This window comes from Streptomyces sp. NTH33 (assembly GCF_003236365.1).
Lineage (GTDB): Bacteria > Actinomycetota > Actinomycetes > Streptomycetales > Streptomycetaceae > Streptomyces.
Window position 1 is genome coordinate 1 of record NZ_POTZ01000103.1, and the last position, 18,004, is coordinate 18,004.

Sequence of the window (18,004 nt, forward strand, 5' to 3'; positions counted from 1 at the left end):
CCTCCTGCGGGAAGCGGGCCTCCTCGTCCACCGCGGCGGCGTACGGCGCGATCTTCGCCTCGGCCAGCGAGCGGACGGCGTCGCGGAGCATGTCGTGCTCCTCGGACGGGCGGTACAGGTCGAAGTCCTGACTCATGACAAGGGCGTCCCAACTCTGCTCCGGCCGTGAAAACGGCCGGAGCGTACAGAAACCGGCGATGACCTAGCGATGGAACTCAGTATCGAAATTATGCACACTGAGTGCCAGTCTTTCCAGCCGTTCTCTGTGACCATGCGCACCCGCGCTCGCCCGCCGGGACCGACTCGGGCGGGTGTTATGTTCCCCCCATGGACGAGGCACAGGGACACGGCCGGAGAGCCGGCGGCAACTCCGTGAAGCGATCGAAGCGGGACGCCCTGATCGCGGCGGCGTTCCAACTGTTCCTCGAGCGCGGCTTCGAGCGGACCACGATCGACGACATCGTCCGGCTCGCCGACGTGGGCCGCAGCTCCTTCTTCCGGTACTTCCCGTCCAAGGAGGACGTGGTCTTCCCCGATCACGAGGGCTGTCTGGCCGAGATGACGACCTTCCTCCAGGACAGCAGCGGCGATGAAGAGGAACCGGTGACCCGGGTCTGTGACGCCGCTCGCCTCGTCATGCGGATGTACACCACCAACCCCACCTTCGCCATCCAGCGATATCGCCTCACCAAGAGCGTGCCGGCGCTCCGCAACCATGAGTTGTCCGTGGTGCGGCGATACGAGCGCACCCTCGCCGACTACCTGCGCCGACGCTTCGCGAGCCGATCCGACGGAACCCTGCGGGCGGATGTCATCGCCGCCTCCGTGGTGGCTGCCCACAACAACGCACTTCGGGCATGGCTCCGTTCCGGAGGCCAGGGAGACGTCTCGGCGCGCATGGACGCCGCTCTCGCGTTCGTGCAGAACTCCTGGGGCCCGGAAGGCCCGGCCGCGACTGCGGGCGACAGTGGAGAGAGCGACGACGTCGTCGTCCTGATCACCACGCGCAGGACGCCGCTGTGGCACGTGGTCCGCAAGATCGAATCCACTCTCCATGAGAGCTGACCACCACCCCAAGGAATGAAACTCAGTTCCTTTACACGGGGAACTCAGCACCATAGGATGCGCACGGACCGCAACGAGCGCCTGGCGCGGGCGCGGTCCGTGCGGTGGGCAGCATTGTCCTCTTCCTCGCCTTCCAGCAGACGTCGTCCGGGCCATGTGCGTGCGGGACGATCAGTCCGATGTTGACGTGGGCGTCCTTACCGAGCACAGTCGCCCCCTGGCGGTGATCGGCCCGCCAAGGACCTCCTCCGGCGTGGCCTGGAGCCGGGCGTGGTGACCATGCGTGGCGGCGACCATGCGTCGGCCGCGCTCTCCCCGCCTCTACCCATGCGGTACTGCCCGCCCAGTCCGCACCCCCTCGACCAGGAAGGAGCACACAAATGACGGAGAACCACGACCGGACCGAGGACCTCGTCTGCTACGCATGCCAGGACGGTCTGGCCCGCATCACGTTGGCCCGGCCGAACCGGGCGAACGCGGTGGACCTGCCCACTGCTCACGCCTTGGGCGCGGCGGTGGACCGGGCGGCCAACGATCCCGCCGTGCGGGCGGTGCTCATCTGTGGCGAGGGCCGACGGTTCTGCGCCGGAGGAGATGTGGCGGCGATGGCAGCCGCGGCGGACCGATCGGGCTACCTGGAGGAGCTGGCCGACACTCTCGGCCAGGCGCTGCAGCGCCTGGCCGCCCTGCCCACGCCCGTCGTTGCCGCGGTGCAGGGGTCCGTCGCGGGGGCCGGGCTGGCCCTGATGCTCAGCTGCGATGTGATCGTCTCAGCCGCCTCGACGAAGTTCCTCATGGCCTACGCGGGGGTCGGTCTGACCCCCGACTGCGGCACCTCCTACCTCCTGCCGCGGGCCATCGGTCAGGTCCGCGCCCTCGAGATGGCTCTGACGGGCCGTACGCTCACTGCCGCCGAAGCACACCAGTGGGGGCTGGTCACCGAGGTGGTGGACGACGAGGTTCTCCAGGAGCGGGCTCTCGAGCTCGGTCAAAGGCTCGCGTCCGGACCGGCCTACGCCCTCGGTCAGGCCAAGCGCCTGTTGCGCGCCCGGCACATGACGCGCGAGCAGATGGGGCGGGAGGAGGCCCGCGTGATAGGGGAGGCGGTCGGACGTGAGGAGGCCATCGCGCTCCTCGCCTCCTTCACCGGCCGGTGAGGACAAGGAGCGCAGGCCCGGGCGAGGGGGCCCAACCGAAACGCGGAGGCTAGAGCCACTCCACGTCGCCTTCGAGCAGGTCTCCCATATTGGCCCGGTGCAGGTTGACGATGTTCGTCAGGTGCGCGCGCATCATGGCCTCCGCCTTCTTGGAGTCGCCGTCGATGATGACCCGGGCCAGCTTGACGTGGTCGTGCGCCAGCGTCTGGTGGATGGTCCGCACATCCGCCACGGTGGCGAGGTGGTGGGCCACCAGCTGCCCGTAGGCGCGGAAGGTCACCTGGAAGACCTTGTTCCCCGTCAGCGCAGCGACGGCACCGTGGAACCCCTCGTGCCCGGACACGTAGATGTCAAGATTGTCGTGCGCCTCCTCCTCGACGTCGCCCGAGAGGTAGGGCGCCATCGTGGACTCACGCAGAGCGACGTCCGGATTCGCGGCAGCCATGCGCGCGAGCGCCGGCTCCGCGAACAGCCACGCATCGAACAGCTCGCCGTAGGTCGCTCCCGCCAGATGGAAGTAGAGCGCCTCCATCCGCCCCAGGTTGGCGGAGTCGACGGTTCCCACGAGCGGTCCGCCACCCGGCCCACGGCGGATGGTGATCATTCCCTGGACCTCGAGGAGCCTCAACCCCTCCCGCAACGACTCGCGGCTCACGCCGTACTGCTTCACCATCTCGGCCTCCGAGGGCAGGCCGTCTCCCGGCTGCAACCCTTGCGCCCGGATCGCGCGCACGACATTGCGAGCAACCACCTCTGCGGCCTTGAGGGGCCTGAGGACCGACCCACCTGTGGCGATCGGGATCGCCGCCGAACCACTCCCGTTCCTGCTACTCACCTGGCGCATCCTTCCGACTGGGGCTCGCCCCAACCTCATACTGAAACCACTCACGAGCACAAGTTCGGATCCGTTGACACGGACCCCTCCCCGGCACCCCTATTCATCATGACGAATTGGCGATCTCGTGCTAGCGTCCGCATATGGCAGACGCTATCCCCGACTCCGACCCGATCAGGTACGAACAACGTGACTCCGTCGCGCTGATCACCCTGAACAGGCCCGAGTACCGCAACGCCCAGAACTCCGCGATGGCGTACGCCCTGGACGACGCGTTCACCCGGGCGGTGAACGACGACTCGGCGCGCGTCATCGTCCTCCGCGGGACCGGACAGCACTTCTGCGCCGGCCACGACATCGGCACACCGGGGCGCGATGCCCACCAGTCGTTCGACCGTCGCGCCATCATCCACTGGGACCACGTCGGCCGCGAGGGCGTCGACGCGAGGTACGCCCGCGAGTCCGAGGTCTATCTCGGCATGTGCCGACGCTGGCGCGAGATTCCCAAGCCCGTCATCGCCATGGTTCACGGGGCCTGCATCGCAGGCGGTTTGATGCTCGCCTGGTCGTGCGACTTCATCGTCGCCTCCGACGACGCCTTCTTCTCCGATCCCGTGGTCCGGATGGGCATCCCCGGGGTGGAGTATTTCGCCCACCCGTGGATGATGAACCCCCGGACAGCCAAGGAGTTCCTCTTCACCGGCGATCGGTTCTCCGCCACGCGGGCGCACGAGCTCGGCATGGTGAACCACGTTGTGCCGCGCGAACAGCTCGAGGGCGCGGTATTCGCCCTCGCCGAGCGGATGGCACAGATGCCCGCCTTCGGCCTGGCCCTGGCCAAGAAGGCAGTCAACCAGGCTGAGGACCTCCAGGGCATGCGCGCCGGCATGGACTCCGTCTTCGGTCTGCACCACATGGCGCACGCCCACAACGCCGAGGTCGGCGCCGACGCGCTCGGCGGGTTCGACGCCCGGGCCATGAAGGCCCGCTGAACGGACCGTTGCCGCGCGGGTCCGACCAGCGCCGTGACGCTGCTCGACGAGGTGCGTCTGCACGGTCCCGGTCATCAGGAACGCCCCTGGTCTGTGCTTTCAGTCACACGACCATCACCTGCTGCAGTTTACTAGGGCGTCCTAGTATCTCTCCAGCCAACACTCCCCCCCCCGTACTGTCCGGGAAGGCCTCCATGAACGAACTGCACCGTCCCGTGCACCCCGTCCGCCTGGTCACCGCTTCGGCCCTGTTCGACGGGCACGACGCGTCGATCAACATCATGCGGCGCATCTTCCAGTCCCAAGGCGCCGAGGTGATCCACCTCGGACACAACCGGTCAGTGCGGGAAGTCGTGGACGCGGCACTCGATGAGGATGTACACGGCGTGGCGGTCTCGTCCTACCAGGGCGGGCACGTCGAGTACTTCGAGTACCTGGTCGAGTCGCTGCGCGAGCGAGGGGCGAAGCACATCCGCGTGGTGGGCGGTGGCGGCGGCGTGATCGTGCCCGAGGAGATCGCCCGGCTCCGCAGGAGCGGTGTGACCATCTTCTCCCCCGAGGACGGCCAGCGGATGGGCCTCGCCGGGATGGTCAACTCGGTGATCCGGGATTGCGACTTCGACCTCTGGGACGGCAGGTCGACCGACGCCGCCGCCGTGCTCGCCGGCGACCGGTTCGCGGTCGCTCGTGCCATCACAGGCGCGGAGTTCGGCAAGCTGCCCACGGATCTCCTGGAGCGGCTGCGCGCCGCTGCGGCGGAGCGGGTCACGCCCGTTCTCGGTATCACCGGAACCGGCGGCTCGGGGAAATCGTCACTGACGGACGAGCTGGTGCGCCGGTTCCGTGTCGACCAGCAGGACAAGCTGCGGATCGCGGTGATCGCTGTCGATCCGACCCGCCGCCGCGGCGGCGGCGCACTGCTCGGTGACCGGATCCGGATGAACTCCCTCGACGGGAGCCGGGTCTTCTTCCGCAGTCTCGCCACCCGCGGCAGTCACGAGCTGCCCGAGCACCTGGCCGATGTGATCGACGTGGTGAAGGCCGCCGGGTTCGACCTGGTGATCGTGGAGACGCCGGGCATCGGCCAGGGCGACGCGGCGATCGTGCCGTTCGTCGACATCCCGATGTACGTGATGACGCCGGAGTTCGGCGCCGCCTCGCAGCTGGAGAAGATCGACATGCTCGACTTCGCCGACGTCGTCGCGATCAACAAGTTCGAGCGGCGCGGTGCCAAGGACGCCCTGCGCGACGTGGCCCGCCAACTGGTCCGCAACCGCGAGGCGTTCGACAAGAGGCCCGAGGACATGCCGGTGTTCGGCACCGCGGCGGCCACGTTCAACGACGACGGTGTCACCGCGCTCTACCAGCACCTGAAGACCGCCCTGGGCGAGAAGGGGCTCCCGCTGTCCGAAGGCACGCTGCCCACGGTCGACGTACGCCACTCCTCCGGCATCCGGCAGGTGGTGCCCGCGGACCGGGTGCGCTACCTCGCCGAGATCACCGAAACGGTCCGCGCCTACCACGCCGAGACCGAACGCCTCGCCGAGGCGGCCCGGCGGGTGCAGCGCCTGGACATGGTCCAGGGCGAGCTCGTCGCGGCCGGGTCCGACGCCGGCAACGTGGCCGCGCTGCTGGAAGAGGCACGCAAGCAACTCCCCCACCAAGTCGCGGAGCAGATCACGAACTGGCCCGCTGTCGTGGAGTCCTACTCCGGCGAAGAGCAGGTCGTGAAGGTCAGGGACAAGGAGATCCGCACCAAGCTGACCCGCGAGTCCCTGTCGGGCAACAAGGTCCCCCGCGTGGCGCTGCCCGCGTTCACCGACCACGGAGAGCTGGTGAGGTTCTGGCGCCGGGAGAACCTGCCCGGCTACTTCCCGTTCACCGCCGGGGTGTTCCCGTTCAAGCGCGATGGCGAGGACCCGGCCCGGATGTTCGCCGGCGAAGGCGATCCCTTCCGCACCAACCAGCGGTTCAAGCTGCTCTCCGAGGACCAGCCGGCCACCCGGCTGTCCACCGCCTTCGACTCGGTCACCCTGTACGGCCGTGACCCCGACGAGCGTCCCGACATCTACGGCAAGGTCGGCACCTCCGGCGTCTCCGTCGCGACGCTGGAGGACATGAAGGCGCTCTACGACGGCTTCGACCTGGTCGCGCCGACCACCTCGGTGTCGATGACGATCAATGGTCCGGCGCCCACGGTGCTGGCCTTCTTCCTCAACACCGTCATCGACCAGCAGGTCGAGAAGTTCCGCGCTGCCGAGGGCCGCGATCCCTCGCCCGAGGAGGCGGCCGAGCTGCGCGCACACGCATTGGCGAACGTGCGCGGCACGGTGCAGGCCGACATCCTGAAGGAGGACCAGGGCCAGAACACCTGCCTGTTCTCGACTGAGTTCTCCCTGCGGATGATGGCCGACATCCAGGAGTGGTTCATCCATCAGCACGTCCGCAACTTCTACTCCGTCTCGATCTCCGGCTACCACATCGCCGAGGCCGGCGCGAACCCGATCAGCCAGCTCGCGTTCACCCTCGCCAACGGGTTCACCTACGTCGAGGCCTATCTGGCCCGCGGCATGCACATCGACGACTTCGCACCGAACCTGTCGTTCTTCTTCTCCAACGGCATGGACCCCGAGTACTCCGTGCTCGGCCGGGTCGCCCGCCGGATCTGGGCCGTCGCGATGAAGGAGAGGTACGGCGCCAACGAGCGTTCCCAGAAGCTGAAGTACCACGTCCAGACCTCCGGACGCTCCCTGCACGCCCAGGAGATGGACTTCAACGACATCCGCACCACTCTGCAGGCGCTGATCGCCATCTACGACAACGCCAACTCGCTGCACACCAACGCCTACGACGAGGCCGTCACCACTCCGTCCGCGGAGTCCGTACGCCGCGCGCTGGCGATTCAGCTCATCATCAACCGCGAGTGGGGCCTGGCCATGAACGAGAACCCGCTGCAGGGCTCGTTCATCATCGACCAGCTCACCGACCTGGTCGAAGAAACGGTGCTCACCGAGTTCGACCGGATCAACGAACGCGGCGGCGTACTCGGCGCCATGGAGACCGGCTACCAGCGCGGCCGCATCCAGGACGAGTCGATGCTCTACGAGCAGCGCAAGCACGACGGCACGCTGCCCATCATCGGGGTGAACACCTTCCGCCGGCCCGGCGGCGACGCCGAGCAGCAGGAGCTCGAGCTCGCCCGCGCCACCGAGGAGGAGAAGGAGTCCCAGCTCAAGCGGGTCCACGACTTCCAGATCACGCACCGCGAGGAGGCCGCGAAGGCGATCGCCCGGCTCAAGAAGGCCGCGATCAACGGGGACAACGCCTTCGAGGTCCTCATGGATGCTGCCCGTGTCTGCTCGCTGCAGCAGGTCACCGAGGCGTTCTTCGAGGTCGGAGGCCAGTACCGGCGCAATGTCTGACAACGCCGGGCCTCGGCCTTGACGTGCTCAAGTCGGAAGGCAGCCGCTCCGGCGTCTGCCTTCCGCGCCACCCGTACTCGGTCCCCCGCGTCGATTCCCTTCAACCGACCGCCGAAGGCCGCTGCCGAAGGCCCGTACCGCCGCAACCCCTGTGCCTGACCCGGCCGGAAGCAAGACCGCGCTACTCATCAGATAGGACCTCAGATGGATCTCGTCACCCGTCTCGGCGTCATCGGCTGCGGCCTGATGGGCTCCGGCATCGCCGAAGTCGCCGCCCGCAACGGCCTCGACGTCCGCGTCGCCGAGTCCACCCATGACGCTGTCGAGGCAGGCCGCCGCCGTGTCACCGCCTCCCTCGACAGGGGCGTACGGCACGGCAAGCTCAGCGAGGAGCAGCGCGACCAGGCCCTCGCCAGGCTTTCGTTCACCCACGACCTCGGCGACATGGCCGACCGCCAGTTCGTCATCGAGGCCGTCGCCGAAAACCGCGACATCAAGACCGACGTCATCCGGGCCCTGGACAAGGCAGTCCAAGACCCCGCAGCGATCCTGGCCACCAACACCTCCTCGATCCCCATCGTCGACCTCGCCGTCGCCACCGAGCGCCCCGGGCAGGTCATCGGCATGCACTTCTTCAACCCGGTGCCCGTGCAGCAGCTGGTCGAGCTCATCCCGGCCCTCACCACCAGCCAGGAGACCGTGCAACGCGCCCGCGACCTCGCCCGGCACATGGGCAAGCAGGCCATCCAGGCACCCGACCGCTCCGGCTTCGTGGTCAACGCACTGCTCGTGCCCTACCTGCTCAGCGCCGTACGGATGCTGGAGTCGGGCGCCGCACGCCCGGACGACATCGACCGGGGCATGGAACTCGGCTGCGCCCACCCCATGGGGCCGCTGCGCCTGCTCGACCTCATCGGTCTCGACACCGCCCAAGCGGTGGCCGAGTCGATGTACGAAGAGTTCAAGGAACCGCTGTACGCACCGCCCGCCCTCCTGCGCCGCATGGTCGCCGCCGGCCACCTCGGCCGCAAGAATGGCCGGGGCTTCTACGCCTACGACGTCTGAGGCCGACCCACCGATCAGGAGGCCCGCACCGTCCAGCAGGGATGGACCGCAGCCGCCCGGACCGGCGAACGGCGCCGTGGCGGCGACACCGCGGCGGTCGCGGTCCCGCAGTAACCGCTCACGCAGCGAGGCCCGACATGCCCAAGGGGCAGGCCGGGCCTCGCTCCTGCCGACGCGCTGCCTCCTGGACCAGGCTCTCGGGGTACGGGACTGCGGAGGAGGAGAACACACACCCGCCGGCCCAGCCGGTCAGCCAGGGGTGGCTGACCGGCTGGGCCGGCGGGTTCACCTGGACATCATCGCCCACCGGTTCGAAGGTGCCCGCGGCACCGCCGATGTGGCCGGCCCTTCCCGCGCGCGGCATCGCGACTCCACGGGGTGGGCGCCCCCACCGCGCCCCTGGCGGTGGGGACGCCGAACGCCTCGCCGCCTCGCCTCAGTCGAGGCGGCGGAAGAGGGCGGCGAGGGCCTGGCCGCCGCCGATGCACATGGTGACGATGCCGAACTCACCGCCGGTGCGGCGAAGGTGCTTCACCACCCGTAGCGACAGGATCGTGCCGGTCGCACCGACCGGGTGACCCAGCGCGATCGCGCCGCCATACGGGTTCGTACGCTCCGGATCCAGGCCCGCGTCCCGCGCCACGGCGACAGCCTGCGCCGCGAAGGCCTCGTTCAGCTCGACGATGTCGATGTCGGCCGGCGTGAGACCTGTCTTCTCGAACAGAGAGCGCAGCGCGAACGTGGGCGCATACCCCATCAGACCCGGCTCCATCGCCGCCGTCGCGACCTGCTCCAGCGCCACCAGGCCGGTCGCACCACGGTCGCGCGCCACGGACTCCCTGGCCAGCACGACCGCGGCGGCACCGTCGTTGATGCCCGAGGCGTTGCCCGCCGTCACCGTGCCGCCCTCGGTGAAGGCCGGGCGCAGGCCGGCCAGACCCTCCAGCGTCGTCCCGGGCCTGGGGTGCTCGTCCGTGTCGACCACGGTCACCCCACGGCGGCCGCGCACCTCGACGGCGACGATCTCCTCCTCGAACGCCGCCTTCGCGGCGTCCGACGCCGCACGCTGCTGTGACCGCAGCGCGAACGCGTCCTGCTCCTCGCGCGAGACACCGTACTTCTCGGCGACCGCCTCGGCGGTCACGCCCATGTGCACGCCGCCGAACGGGTCGGTCAGTATCGCCACGGTTCCGTCGACCAGCGGCCGGTTGCCCAGCTTGTAGCCCGACCGGGCGCCGAAGTCGTAGAACGGCATCCGCGTCATCGACTCGTCGCCGCCCGCGACGGTGAAGTCCAGGCCGTTCCAGACCATCTCCTGCGCCGCGGACCAGATCGCCTGCAGCCCGCTGCCGCACAACCTGTTCACGGTGAAGGCCGGCACCGACTTCGGCAGGCCGGCTTCGATCGCCACCCTCCGCGCGTTGTACGCGTCCGGGCCGACCTGGCCGATGCAGCCCATCACGACCTCGGCGGGGTCGTCGACGGTCACACCCGAGCGCTTGATCGCCTCGGTGACCGCCGCCGCACCGAGCTCGTGCGCCGGCACGTCCTTGAACTGGCCGCCGAAGCTGCCGATCGGGGTCCGCGCCCCGTCGATGACGACGATGCGTTCGTCCACGTCCGTCTCCTGGTTCGTTCAGTCGGTCGAAAGCGCTGCCGCGATCACGGCCAGTTGGGTGTCCCTGTCCACTACCTTGACACGCGGACGGCCCGCGGCTCGGCCGCTCGTCCTCTCGTGGGCGTCCAGGGCCTTCCACGCCTCCAGGTCGGTGACGCGCGGCAGGATCGATGCGACGTCGGTGGCATCGGCCGGCTCGCCGAGTCGTCCCGTTTCCCAGTCCTCGAGCAGGGCGTCGACCGTCTCACGCGCACATCGCCTGTTGGTTCCGATGACGCCCGAGGGCCCGCGCTTGATCCAGCCCGTGACGAAGGCGCCCGGGACCGTCGTACCCGTGGACGGGTCGACGACCCGCCCGTGCTCGTTCGGCACGACCGCCCGCTCCTCGTCGAAGGGCAGGTCCTTGATCGGCTGCGCCCGGTAGCCCACGGAGCGGATGACCAGGCCGGCGGACACGTCGTCCGTCTCGTCGGTCACCGAGGTCGAGCCGGTCTCGGGATCGATCTGCGTCCGCGCGAACCGGACCGCCTCGACTCACTCGTCGCCGACGATGGCGACCGGCGTCTTGCAGTAGTCCAGGACGACCACCGGCCGGTCTCCGTCCGGTACCTCGGTCGGCAGCCCTTCGATGAGATCGCGCTTGTACTGGTCGAGTGGCGTCCCGCCGGCGCCGAGCGCCCCGAGGTCGGCCGACCGGATCAGCCGCGGCCCCAGCGCCTCCTTGAGACCGATCAGTTCGGGGGTCGTGAAGGCCGAGGCGTCCGCGCCCCGCCTGGCGACCACGCGGATCTCCTTGATCGACGACGCTCTCAGTGCCTCGAGAGCGTGCTCGGCGATATCGGTCGCGACGAGCGCCTCCGGATCCTTCGCGAGCACCCTGGCGACGTCGAGCGCGACGTTCCCGTTGCCGACGATCACCGCCCGCTCGACGCCGAGGTCGAACTCGGAGGCCGCATGGTCGGGATGGCCGTTGTACCAGCCGACGAAGTCCGTCGCGGCGTGGCTCCCCGGCAGGTCCTCGCCCTCGACTCCCCGCCGGCGGTCGCGGGACGCACCCATCCCGTAGACGACGGCGTGGTAGCGCTCGGCGAGCTGCTCGTGCGTCACGTCCTCACCGACCGTGACGTCGAGGAACACCCGCACGTTCCTGCTTCGCAGCGCCCTGCCGAACGGCTCGGCCGCGTTCTTCGTCAACAGGTGGTCGGGCGCCACGCCGAACCGGACGAGCCCCCATGGCGTGAGCAGCCGCTCGAAAACGTCGATCGCGATGTCGACGCCGCGTTGCGACAGCAGGTGCTGGACGGCGTAGCTCGCCGCGGGCCCGGTGCCGACGACGGCCACCTTCAAAGGCCCGGCCGGCGTGCCCGTCCAGGTGCGCGGCGCGGGTTCCTTGTACGGCGTCGGGTCGTAGTCCCGGTGGGCGGGATCCCGGTAGTACGCCGCATTCAGCTCGAGGAACGGCAGCGACTCCGCGGGAAGGTCGTAGTCGGGCTCGATCGCACTGACCGGGCAGGCGTCCAGACAGGCCCCGCAGTCGATGCAGCCGTCCGGATCGATGTAGAGCATCTCGGTCGTGCCGTACCCCGGCTCCTCGGGAGTCGGGTGGATGCAGTTGACCGGACACACAGGCACGCAGGACGCATCGTTGCAGCAGTTCTGGGTGATGACGTAGGTCATGGCATCCTCAACTTCTCATGATCAATCGTGACCGGATCCCCGTTCCCGGCAATCGGACGCCGGCGACGGAGACCGATCCGATCTCCGTCGGCGTCTCCCGGCCCCACTCCACGCGCCCCACCTTCGGAAAGCCGGTCGCGGGGACGGAGCCAGGGCTGCGACGCTCTCGGCCCTCAGCACCCGCCGCAACAGCTTGCCCATCTCGTTGTAGGGCAGTTCCTCGCGCACGTGGAAGCTCTGCGGGACCCGGGTCGACCGCAGTCCTTCTCGCACCCATTGCCGCAGGTCCTCCTCGACGACAGCAGCACCAGCGGCCGGCACGACGAAGGCCTCGATCCGCTCCCCCCACTCCGTGTCGGGGACGCCGATCACCGCGACGTCCTTGATCGAGGTGTGCGACCGGAGTCGCTCCTCGATCTCACCGGGGGCGATGTTCTCGCCGCCGCGGACGATCACGTCGTCGGCGCGGCCGTGGAGGAAGAGGAAGCCGTCCACGTCGAGATGGCCGTGGTCGCGGGTCGGATACCAGCCGTCGTCGCCGACCGCCGAGTGCGAGAGGTACTCGCCCGAGACCTGGTCGCCCCGGACCCAGATCTCACCGGTCTCGTGGGGACCGAGCACCCGGCCGTCCTCGTCGCGGATCTCGATCTCGACGGTGGGCAGGGCCCGGCCGACCGAACCCAGGCGAGCGCGAACCGACGGATCGTCGCTCGCCGCGGCCTCGCGGTGATCGTCCGGGCTCAGCAACGTGATGGTCGAGCTCGTCTCGGTCAGACCGTAGGCGTTCACCAGGTCCAGCGACGGAAGCAGGCTCATGGCCCGCTCGATGACCTCGACGGGCATGCGACCACCGCCGTACGACAGATGACGCAGTGCCGGCAGACCCTGGCCATCGCGCTCGGCCTCGTCGAGGATCCGGTTCAGCATCGTGGGGACGACCATGGCCTGTGTCGCCTTGTGGCGACGCGCGGCCTCCACCCAGGCGGCCGGATCGAACGCGGGCATGAGGACGATCCGGCGACCGGCGTAGACCGAGGTGAGGAGCGAGCTCACCGCTGCGATGTGGTACGGCGGAACGGACACGAGGATCGCCTCGTCCTCGGATGCGTTGAGGAACTCGACGGTCGTGACGACGTACGGCACCAAGTGCCGGTTCCGCAGGACGGCCGCCTTCGGCGTCCCGCTGGTGCCGCTGGTGAACAGCAGCACGGCGGGGAACTCGCCGTCGGTGTCCTCGGGTTCGGCCGGCGCCCCACCGCCGGTGAGGTGGAGCGGCTCGACGCCGGGCAGGCCCCGCACCCGCGGGGCGGACCGCTCGTCGGTGACCACCGCGACCGGGGCGATGCGCTGCAACGCCTCCGCCAGCTGGTCATCGGTCCATCGATAGTTCACCGGGACGTAGGAGACGCCTGCCATCGCGCAACCGAAGAACAGCGCGATCGTCTCCGGCGAGTTCTCACCGAGGTAGGCGACCGACGTGACGTCCCGCTCCCGGATGGCAGCGGCATGCGCGCGGGCGCGGTCGGCCAGCTCGTTGTAGTTCCAGCACAGGTCACCCGACACGACGGCCGCGCGGTCGCCGGCTGCCTGCGAGACCATCTCGAGGATCATTGTCACGTTCATCTGCGGCCTCAGTCCGAGGAGGGCAGCTTCTTGACGGCGAGCTCGGTCAGCGCCTCACCGTCGACGCTCAGGCTTCCGGCGCCGGGCTTCACGCAGAGGACCTGGAGCCCGGAGCTCTCCTGCGTGTAGCGCTTCCCCAGAGGGGTGCCGCGATCGTGCCCGGTGGCGGGTTCGCCCCGGACGCCGTCCCGGGTGGCCACCATGGCGACGCCCCCGCACTCCAGCACGACGTCCGCGCCCTTGATGACCACCACCTCCGTCTCGCACACGGCGCTGACCACTCGGGTCCCTGTCTTCATCGTCCTGCTCCTCGTTCGTCTTTCGGGAGGGAGTTCTCGTGTTCGCATCGGGCTCGTCGGTCACTCACACCGCACCGCCCAGCAGGGCCAGTGCCCGGCGCGCGAGGGGCCGGACCATTTCTCCTCGCTGCGCCATCCGCGGATCCGGGCTCTCGCCGCGCACGTGGCGTGCGTAGAGCTGCTGGAGGATGACCACGGTCCGCCAGCACCCGAACGCCTCGTACCAGCCGATGTCCGACAGGTCGTACGAGCTGGTGCCGGCGTACCTTTCGATCACCTCGCCACGGCTGGGCAGGTCGAGCTCGCGGGTCGCGGACGCGGCGACGAAGGCGCCCACGTCCCCCGCGGGGAGCGTGTGGTCGGGCCAGTAGTTGAGCAGGGTCCCGAAGTCCGCCAGCGTGTCGCCGAGGGTGGCCATGTCCCAGTCGAAGACCGACGCGCCCCTGTCGGGGTCGCCTGCCGCGAACTGGCAGTTGTCGATCTTGAAGTCGTTGTGGACGATCCCGGCGGTCTGACTCCTGGGCATGGTGCGGGCCAGTCGGTCCCCGACCTCGTCGACCAGCGCCTTCGTCGAGGCCGCGTCCGGGAGGTTCGACTGCTCGGCGACCGCGTGCCAGCGCCTCGTCCAGCCGGCGACCTGGCGTTCGAGGAATCCGTCGGGTCGCCCGAGGTCCTGGAGTCCGCAGGAGGCGGGATCGACCTCGTGCAGCTCGGCCAGGGCGTCGATCACCGCAAGGCCGATGCGACGGGTCGCGTCGGCGTCCGTGCTGACCTCGGAAGGCACCCGCTCCCAGACCACGTATCCCGAGCGGTACTCCGAGACGAAGAACTCGGCCCCGATCACCGCGGGGTCCGAACAGTGGAGGAACGCCCGGGGCGCGCGGTCGTACGCCTCGTGCAGACGCGACAGCACCCGGTGCTCGCGTCCCATGTCGTGAGCCCCGGCGGCCACGGTGCCGAGCGGCGGGCGCCGCACGACGAGGTGCCGGTCGCCGAAGGACACCCGGTACGTCAGGTTCGCCGAGCCCCGCGGGAACTGCATCACCGTCATGCCGCCCTCCAGGTCCGGCAGGTGCTCGACCAGCCAGGAACGAAGCGCCGGCTCGTCGAGCTCATCGCCGGCCCGGATGGCGGCGACGTCGCGCGTCGGGGCCGGCTCGTGGACGGTGGCCATGGACGGAGTCCCTCCTGCGGTGGCGCGTGAACGTCACCACAAGCTAATTCATCATGATGAATAGGTCAAGGTGCATCATGGCACGGCTCACGACCCCCTCGGCCACCGGGCGTGCGCCGAGGAGTCACAGCCACTCGACGTCGCCGTCGAGGAGGTCGCCCAGCTGCTCCTTGTGCAGGTCCAGGACGTTGGCGAGGTGCAACTCCATCAAGGACTCAGCGGTCTGCGCGTCACCGTCCAGCACCGCCTGGGCCAGCTTGAGGTGGTCATCGACGAGCGCGTCATGGATCGTCCGAACGTCACCGACGGTCGCGAAGTGGTGCGCAACCAGCTGGCCGTGTCTCAGGCATGGCCACTCCCGACGGACATCAGAGCGGAGGGGCAGCAGTGCCGGGCGCAGTCCCGGGTCCTTCTCGGTCAGCGCCGGGCGGCCCCCGCCCGGGCGGCGCACCCTGCCATCGGGCTCGGCTCCTTCCTCCAGCTCGGCAAGTCCCCGGCTGACGCATCCCTTGGAGACGCCTGCGGCCTCGGCTACGGCGGCGATCCCGCCGTAGCCGAGCTGCCGCGCCTCCGCCGCGTACAGCAGCCGACGCTGACGTCCATCCAGATACGGCCCCACCGCCTCCAGCTTCGCCCGCAATGGCCCGACCGACCCGTCGAAACGCCCCATGCAACATCACCGAGCCGGAATCTCGGAAGCAGCCGGTAGTTCCTCGACGGGCCCGCTGGGACGTGGTGGCGTGGTGAAGCGGTGGGGCTGCGAAGCGGGTGGCGCGGGCACCGGCGTCCGGTGGTGGAACGGCGCCTACGCCTACCTACGCCTTCGGCCCGCTGCCCGCTGTGTCCGTACCGGCGTCGTCCAGCGGCTCCGCGGGCTCCACCACCGGGACGGCGCCCGTGGTGGTCGCGATCGGCGGCGTGAGCACCGAGGCGTAGTCGTGCTCGGTGGAGTAGGTGAGGAAGCTCAGGTGCGCCTCGTAGCGGTCCAGGACGTCGTCGATCACCTGCTGGTGGGACAGGCCCATGAGGTCGTAGCCCTCGGAGCCGGTCTGGGTGAACACCTCGACCCGGTAGTAGACGTCCGTCTGGCGGGACATGCGTCCGCCGAACATCGGCACCGGGGCCTCGACGGCCTGCACCTGGTAGTGGAAGTCGCGGTGCTCGGGGATCGTGACCACCAGCGCGTGGCCGGCGATGCCGGTGTGCTCGTTCGGGACCGGGTCCAGCGTGGCCTGGTAGCCCTGCTTCCCGAATTCGCGGGCCACGTCGGCCAGCGCCGACTGCACGGTGCGCTCCATGAACTGGGCCACCTGCTTCTTCGAGGGGTAGGAGCGCATCCGCTCCAGCCGCTGGCGCCAGGTGCGCTCGGGCACGTGGCCGCCGTGCGCCGCCGTCGACTGCCGGTGCAGGACCCGGCCCTCGCGCTCGGCCCGCTCCATGCGCAGGGCCTTGGAGAAGGAGGCCATCACCAGCCAGGCGATGACCGTCACCGGCAGGGCGAAGATGAGCGTCGCGTACTCCATGGTGGTGACCCCACCGGCCACCAGCATCGCGATGGTCAGCACCGCGGTGAGCACCGCCCAGAAGACGCGCAGCCACTTCGCCCCGTCCTGCGACGGCTTGGGGATCGAGGAGGAGAAGTTGGACATCACCATGGCGCCGGAGTTGGCGCTGGTGAGGTAGAACAGCAATCCGGACAGCGTGCCGAGGCCGATCAGGAAGGCGGCGCCGGGGAACATCTCCAGCAGCGCGAACCAGCCCTTCTCCGGGCTGTCCATGGCCACCTGGGCGAACTCCTTGTTCCCGTCCAGGACCTGGTGCATGGCGCTGTTGCCGAAGATGCTCACGATCAGGAAGTCGCAGAGCACCGGGGCGGTGACGGCGGCGATGACGAACTCGCGCAGCGTCCGGCCGCGGGAGATGCGGGCCAGGAACAGGCCCACGAACGGGCCCCAGGCCAGCCAGAACGCCCAGAAGAACAGGGTCCAGCCGGCCATCCACTCGGAGCCCCCCTCCTGGTAGGCGAAGGTCTGCAGGGTCCGGTCCGGCAGCGAGAAGACGAACCGGCCGATGTTTTCCACCAGGGCGTTGAGCAGGAACGCCGAGTCACCGGTCACCAGGATGTAGAGCAGCATGGCCGCCGCGCCCCAGATGTTCAGCTCGGAGATCAGCCGGATCCCCCTGTCCAAGCCCGAGGTGCAGGCGGCGATGGTCATGATCACGGCCACGACCACCAGCGCGATCTGCAGGGCCAGGCCCTCCGGGAGGTCGAACAACCAGGCGAAGCCGACGTTCAGCAGCACGACGCCGATGCCCATGGAGGTGGCGACGCCGAAGACGGTGCCGACCAGGGTGACGATGTCGATGGTGTCGCCGATCCTGCCGCGCACGCGCTTGCCGAGCAGGGGATACAGGGCGGCCCGGATGGACAGCGGCATGCCCCAGCGGTAGGCGAAGTAGCCCATGGCCATGCCGAGCAGCGAGTACATGGCCCAGCCGGCCACACCGTAGTGGAACATGGTCCAGACCACGGCGTCCTGGGCTGCCGCGGCCGTCTGGCCCTCGCCCGTCGGCGGAGCCATGTACTGGGAGATGGGCCCCGTGACGGAGTAGAAGAGCATGTCGATGCCCACGCCGGCGGCGAACAGCATGGCCACCCAGGTGAAGAGCTTGTACTGCGGCCGGGAGTGATCGGGGCCGAGCCGGACGGAGCCCTGCTTGGACAGCGCGACCCAGAGAACGAACACGATCACCACGGTGATGGTCAGGACGTAGAACCAGCCGAGGTTCTCCGCGATCCAGGCCACCATGGCCCGCATGGTGCCGGCGGCGTGCCCGGGCGCGAACATGGCCCAGAGGGAGAAGGCGACGATGACGGCCGAGGCGATGAGGAAGACACGCCAGTTGACCTTGGGGCCGGGCTCCTCGATGAGTTCCGCGGGGGCCTTGCTGAGCTCCTGGCTGGAGACGGGAGGACGGTTCTCGGCCTCCTGGCCGTGGCGCCGCCGTTCGGTGCCGCCGAGGTGGCGGCGTTCGATCGGGGCCTTCGGGGGCTCGCTCCCGGGGCGGGTCATGTC

Annotated in this window: 14 protein-coding genes and 1 pseudogene; 5 read left to right on the forward strand and 10 right to left on the reverse strand. The window is 69.3% G+C overall.

The window, feature by feature from the left end; all coding sequences use genetic code 11:
- Positions 1-136: acyl-CoA dehydrogenase family protein (locus C1I97_RS13140; RefSeq protein ID WP_146608209.1), on the reverse strand; the 136-nt coding region annotated here is incomplete at its 3' end.
- A gap of 191 nt (positions 137-327) precedes the next feature.
- On the opposite strand from C1I97_RS13140, the gene C1I97_RS13145 reads away from it, so the two are divergent.
- Positions 328-1,065, forward strand: coding sequence for a TetR family transcriptional regulator (locus tag C1I97_RS13145; RefSeq protein ID WP_111003392.1), 738 nt, complete (start codon positions 328-330; stop codon positions 1,063-1,065).
- Positions 1,066-1,445: 380 nt separating this feature from the next.
- Positions 1,446-2,222, forward strand: coding sequence for an enoyl-CoA hydratase/isomerase family protein (locus tag C1I97_RS13150; RefSeq protein WP_111003393.1), 777 nt, complete (start codon positions 1,446-1,448; stop codon positions 2,220-2,222).
- A gap of 49 nt (positions 2,223-2,271) precedes the next feature.
- Here the strand turns inward: C1I97_RS13150 and C1I97_RS13155 are convergent, their stop codons facing one another.
- On the reverse strand, positions 2,272-3,057 hold the full coding sequence (locus C1I97_RS13155) for a FadR/GntR family transcriptional regulator (RefSeq protein ID WP_220040822.1): 786 nt from the start codon (positions 3,055-3,057) through the stop codon (positions 2,272-2,274).
- 143 nt (positions 3,058-3,200) lie between these two features.
- Between C1I97_RS13155 and C1I97_RS13160 the strand changes: the two genes are divergently transcribed.
- The 3 genes from C1I97_RS13160 to C1I97_RS13170 all read left to right on the forward strand — a co-directional run bounded on the left by C1I97_RS13160 (position 3,201) and on the right by C1I97_RS13170 (position 8,536).
- The gene (locus tag C1I97_RS13160; protein ID WP_111003395.1) at positions 3,201-4,049 is read left to right on the forward strand and encodes an enoyl-CoA hydratase; all 849 of its coding nucleotides are present in this window, start codon (positions 3,201-3,203) and stop codon (positions 4,047-4,049) included.
- Between the two features lie 194 nt (positions 4,050-4,243).
- Positions 4,244-7,471 carry a fused isobutyryl-CoA mutase/GTPase IcmF gene (gene icmF, locus C1I97_RS13165; RefSeq protein WP_111003396.1) on the forward strand — a complete coding sequence of 1,076 codons (3,228 nt, stop codon included), beginning with the start codon at positions 4,244-4,246 and terminating at the stop codon, positions 7,469-7,471.
- A 204-nt stretch (positions 7,472-7,675) separates the two neighbouring features.
- Entirely contained in the window at positions 7,676-8,536 is an 861-nt protein-coding gene (locus tag C1I97_RS13170) for a 3-hydroxybutyryl-CoA dehydrogenase (protein WP_111003397.1), read from the forward strand.
- 436 nt (positions 8,537-8,972) lie between these two features.
- Here C1I97_RS13170 and C1I97_RS13180 read toward each other — a convergent pair whose 3' ends face one another.
- The 8 genes and pseudogenes from C1I97_RS13180 to betT form a co-directional block, all read right to left on the reverse strand.
- Entirely contained in the window at positions 8,973-10,154 is a 1,182-nt protein-coding gene (locus tag C1I97_RS13180; RefSeq protein WP_111003399.1) for a thiolase family protein, read from the reverse strand.
- An 18-nt stretch (positions 10,155-10,172) separates the two neighbouring features.
- Positions 10,173-10,631: a hypothetical protein gene (locus C1I97_RS41410; RefSeq protein ID WP_258382552.1), complete on the reverse strand. Its 459-nt coding sequence runs from the start codon at positions 10,629-10,631 to the stop codon at positions 10,173-10,175.
- Positions 10,632-10,688: 57 nt separating this feature from the next.
- Positions 10,689-11,831 (reverse strand): 4Fe-4S binding protein, encoded by a 1,143-nt coding sequence (locus tag C1I97_RS13185; RefSeq protein ID WP_258382553.1) that lies wholly within the window; start codon positions 11,829-11,831, stop codon positions 10,689-10,691.
- A gap of 21 nt (positions 11,832-11,852) precedes the next feature.
- Positions 11,853-13,454, reverse strand: a complete 1,602-nt coding sequence (locus C1I97_RS13190; protein ID WP_111003400.1) for a class I adenylate-forming enzyme family protein — start codon at positions 13,452-13,454, stop codon at positions 11,853-11,855.
- A gap of 8 nt (positions 13,455-13,462) precedes the next feature.
- On the reverse strand, positions 13,463-13,753 hold the full coding sequence (locus C1I97_RS13195) for a hypothetical protein (protein WP_111003401.1): 291 nt from the start codon (positions 13,751-13,753) through the stop codon (positions 13,463-13,465).
- Positions 13,754-13,817: 64 nt separating this feature from the next.
- Complete coding sequence (locus C1I97_RS13200; protein WP_111003402.1) at positions 13,818-14,927, reverse strand: phosphotransferase family protein; 1,110 nt, start codon at positions 14,925-14,927, stop codon at positions 13,818-13,820.
- Between the two features lie 376 nt (positions 14,928-15,303).
- Positions 15,304-15,597 (reverse strand): annotated as a pseudogene (locus C1I97_RS41415) (ISAzo13 family transposase); the annotation flags it as partial.
- A 145-nt stretch (positions 15,598-15,742) separates the two neighbouring features.
- Positions 15,743-18,001, reverse strand: coding sequence for a choline BCCT transporter BetT (betT, locus tag C1I97_RS13210; protein ID WP_111003404.1), 2,259 nt, complete (start codon positions 17,999-18,001; stop codon positions 15,743-15,745).
- Positions 18,002-18,004: the final 3 nt, after the last annotated feature.

What these genes read in the sequence shown, in the direction of transcription:
- C1I97_RS13145 (WP_111003392.1), top strand. Translation starts at nt 328, where the DNA reads ATGGACGAGGCACAGGGACACGGCCGGAGAGCCGGCGGCAACTCCGTG.
- C1I97_RS13150 (WP_111003393.1), top strand. Translation starts at nt 1,446, where the DNA reads ATGACGGAGAACCACGACCGGACCGAGGACCTCGTCTGCTACGCATGC.
- C1I97_RS13160 (WP_111003395.1), top strand. Translation starts at nt 3,201, where the DNA reads ATGGCAGACGCTATCCCCGACTCCGACCCGATCAGGTACGAACAACGT.
- icmF (WP_111003396.1), top strand. Translation starts at nt 4,244, where the DNA reads ATGAACGAACTGCACCGTCCCGTGCACCCCGTCCGCCTGGTCACCGCT.
- C1I97_RS13170 (WP_111003397.1), top strand. Translation starts at nt 7,676, where the DNA reads ATGGATCTCGTCACCCGTCTCGGCGTCATCGGCTGCGGCCTGATGGGC.
- C1I97_RS13185 (WP_258382553.1), bottom strand. Translation starts at nt 11,831, where the DNA reads ATGACCTACGTCATCACCCAGAACTGCTGCAACGATGCGTCCTGCGTG.
- C1I97_RS13190 (WP_111003400.1), bottom strand. Translation starts at nt 13,454, where the DNA reads ATGAACGTGACAATGATCCTCGAGATGGTCTCGCAGGCAGCCGGCGAC.
- C1I97_RS13195 (WP_111003401.1), bottom strand. Translation starts at nt 13,753, where the DNA reads ATGAAGACAGGGACCCGAGTGGTCAGCGCCGTGTGCGAGACGGAGGTG.
- C1I97_RS13200 (WP_111003402.1), bottom strand. Translation starts at nt 14,927, where the DNA reads ATGGCCACCGTCCACGAGCCGGCCCCGACGCGCGACGTCGCCGCCATC.
- betT (WP_111003404.1), bottom strand. Translation starts at nt 18,001, where the DNA reads ATGACCCGCCCCGGGAGCGAGCCCCCGAAGGCCCCGATCGAACGCCGC.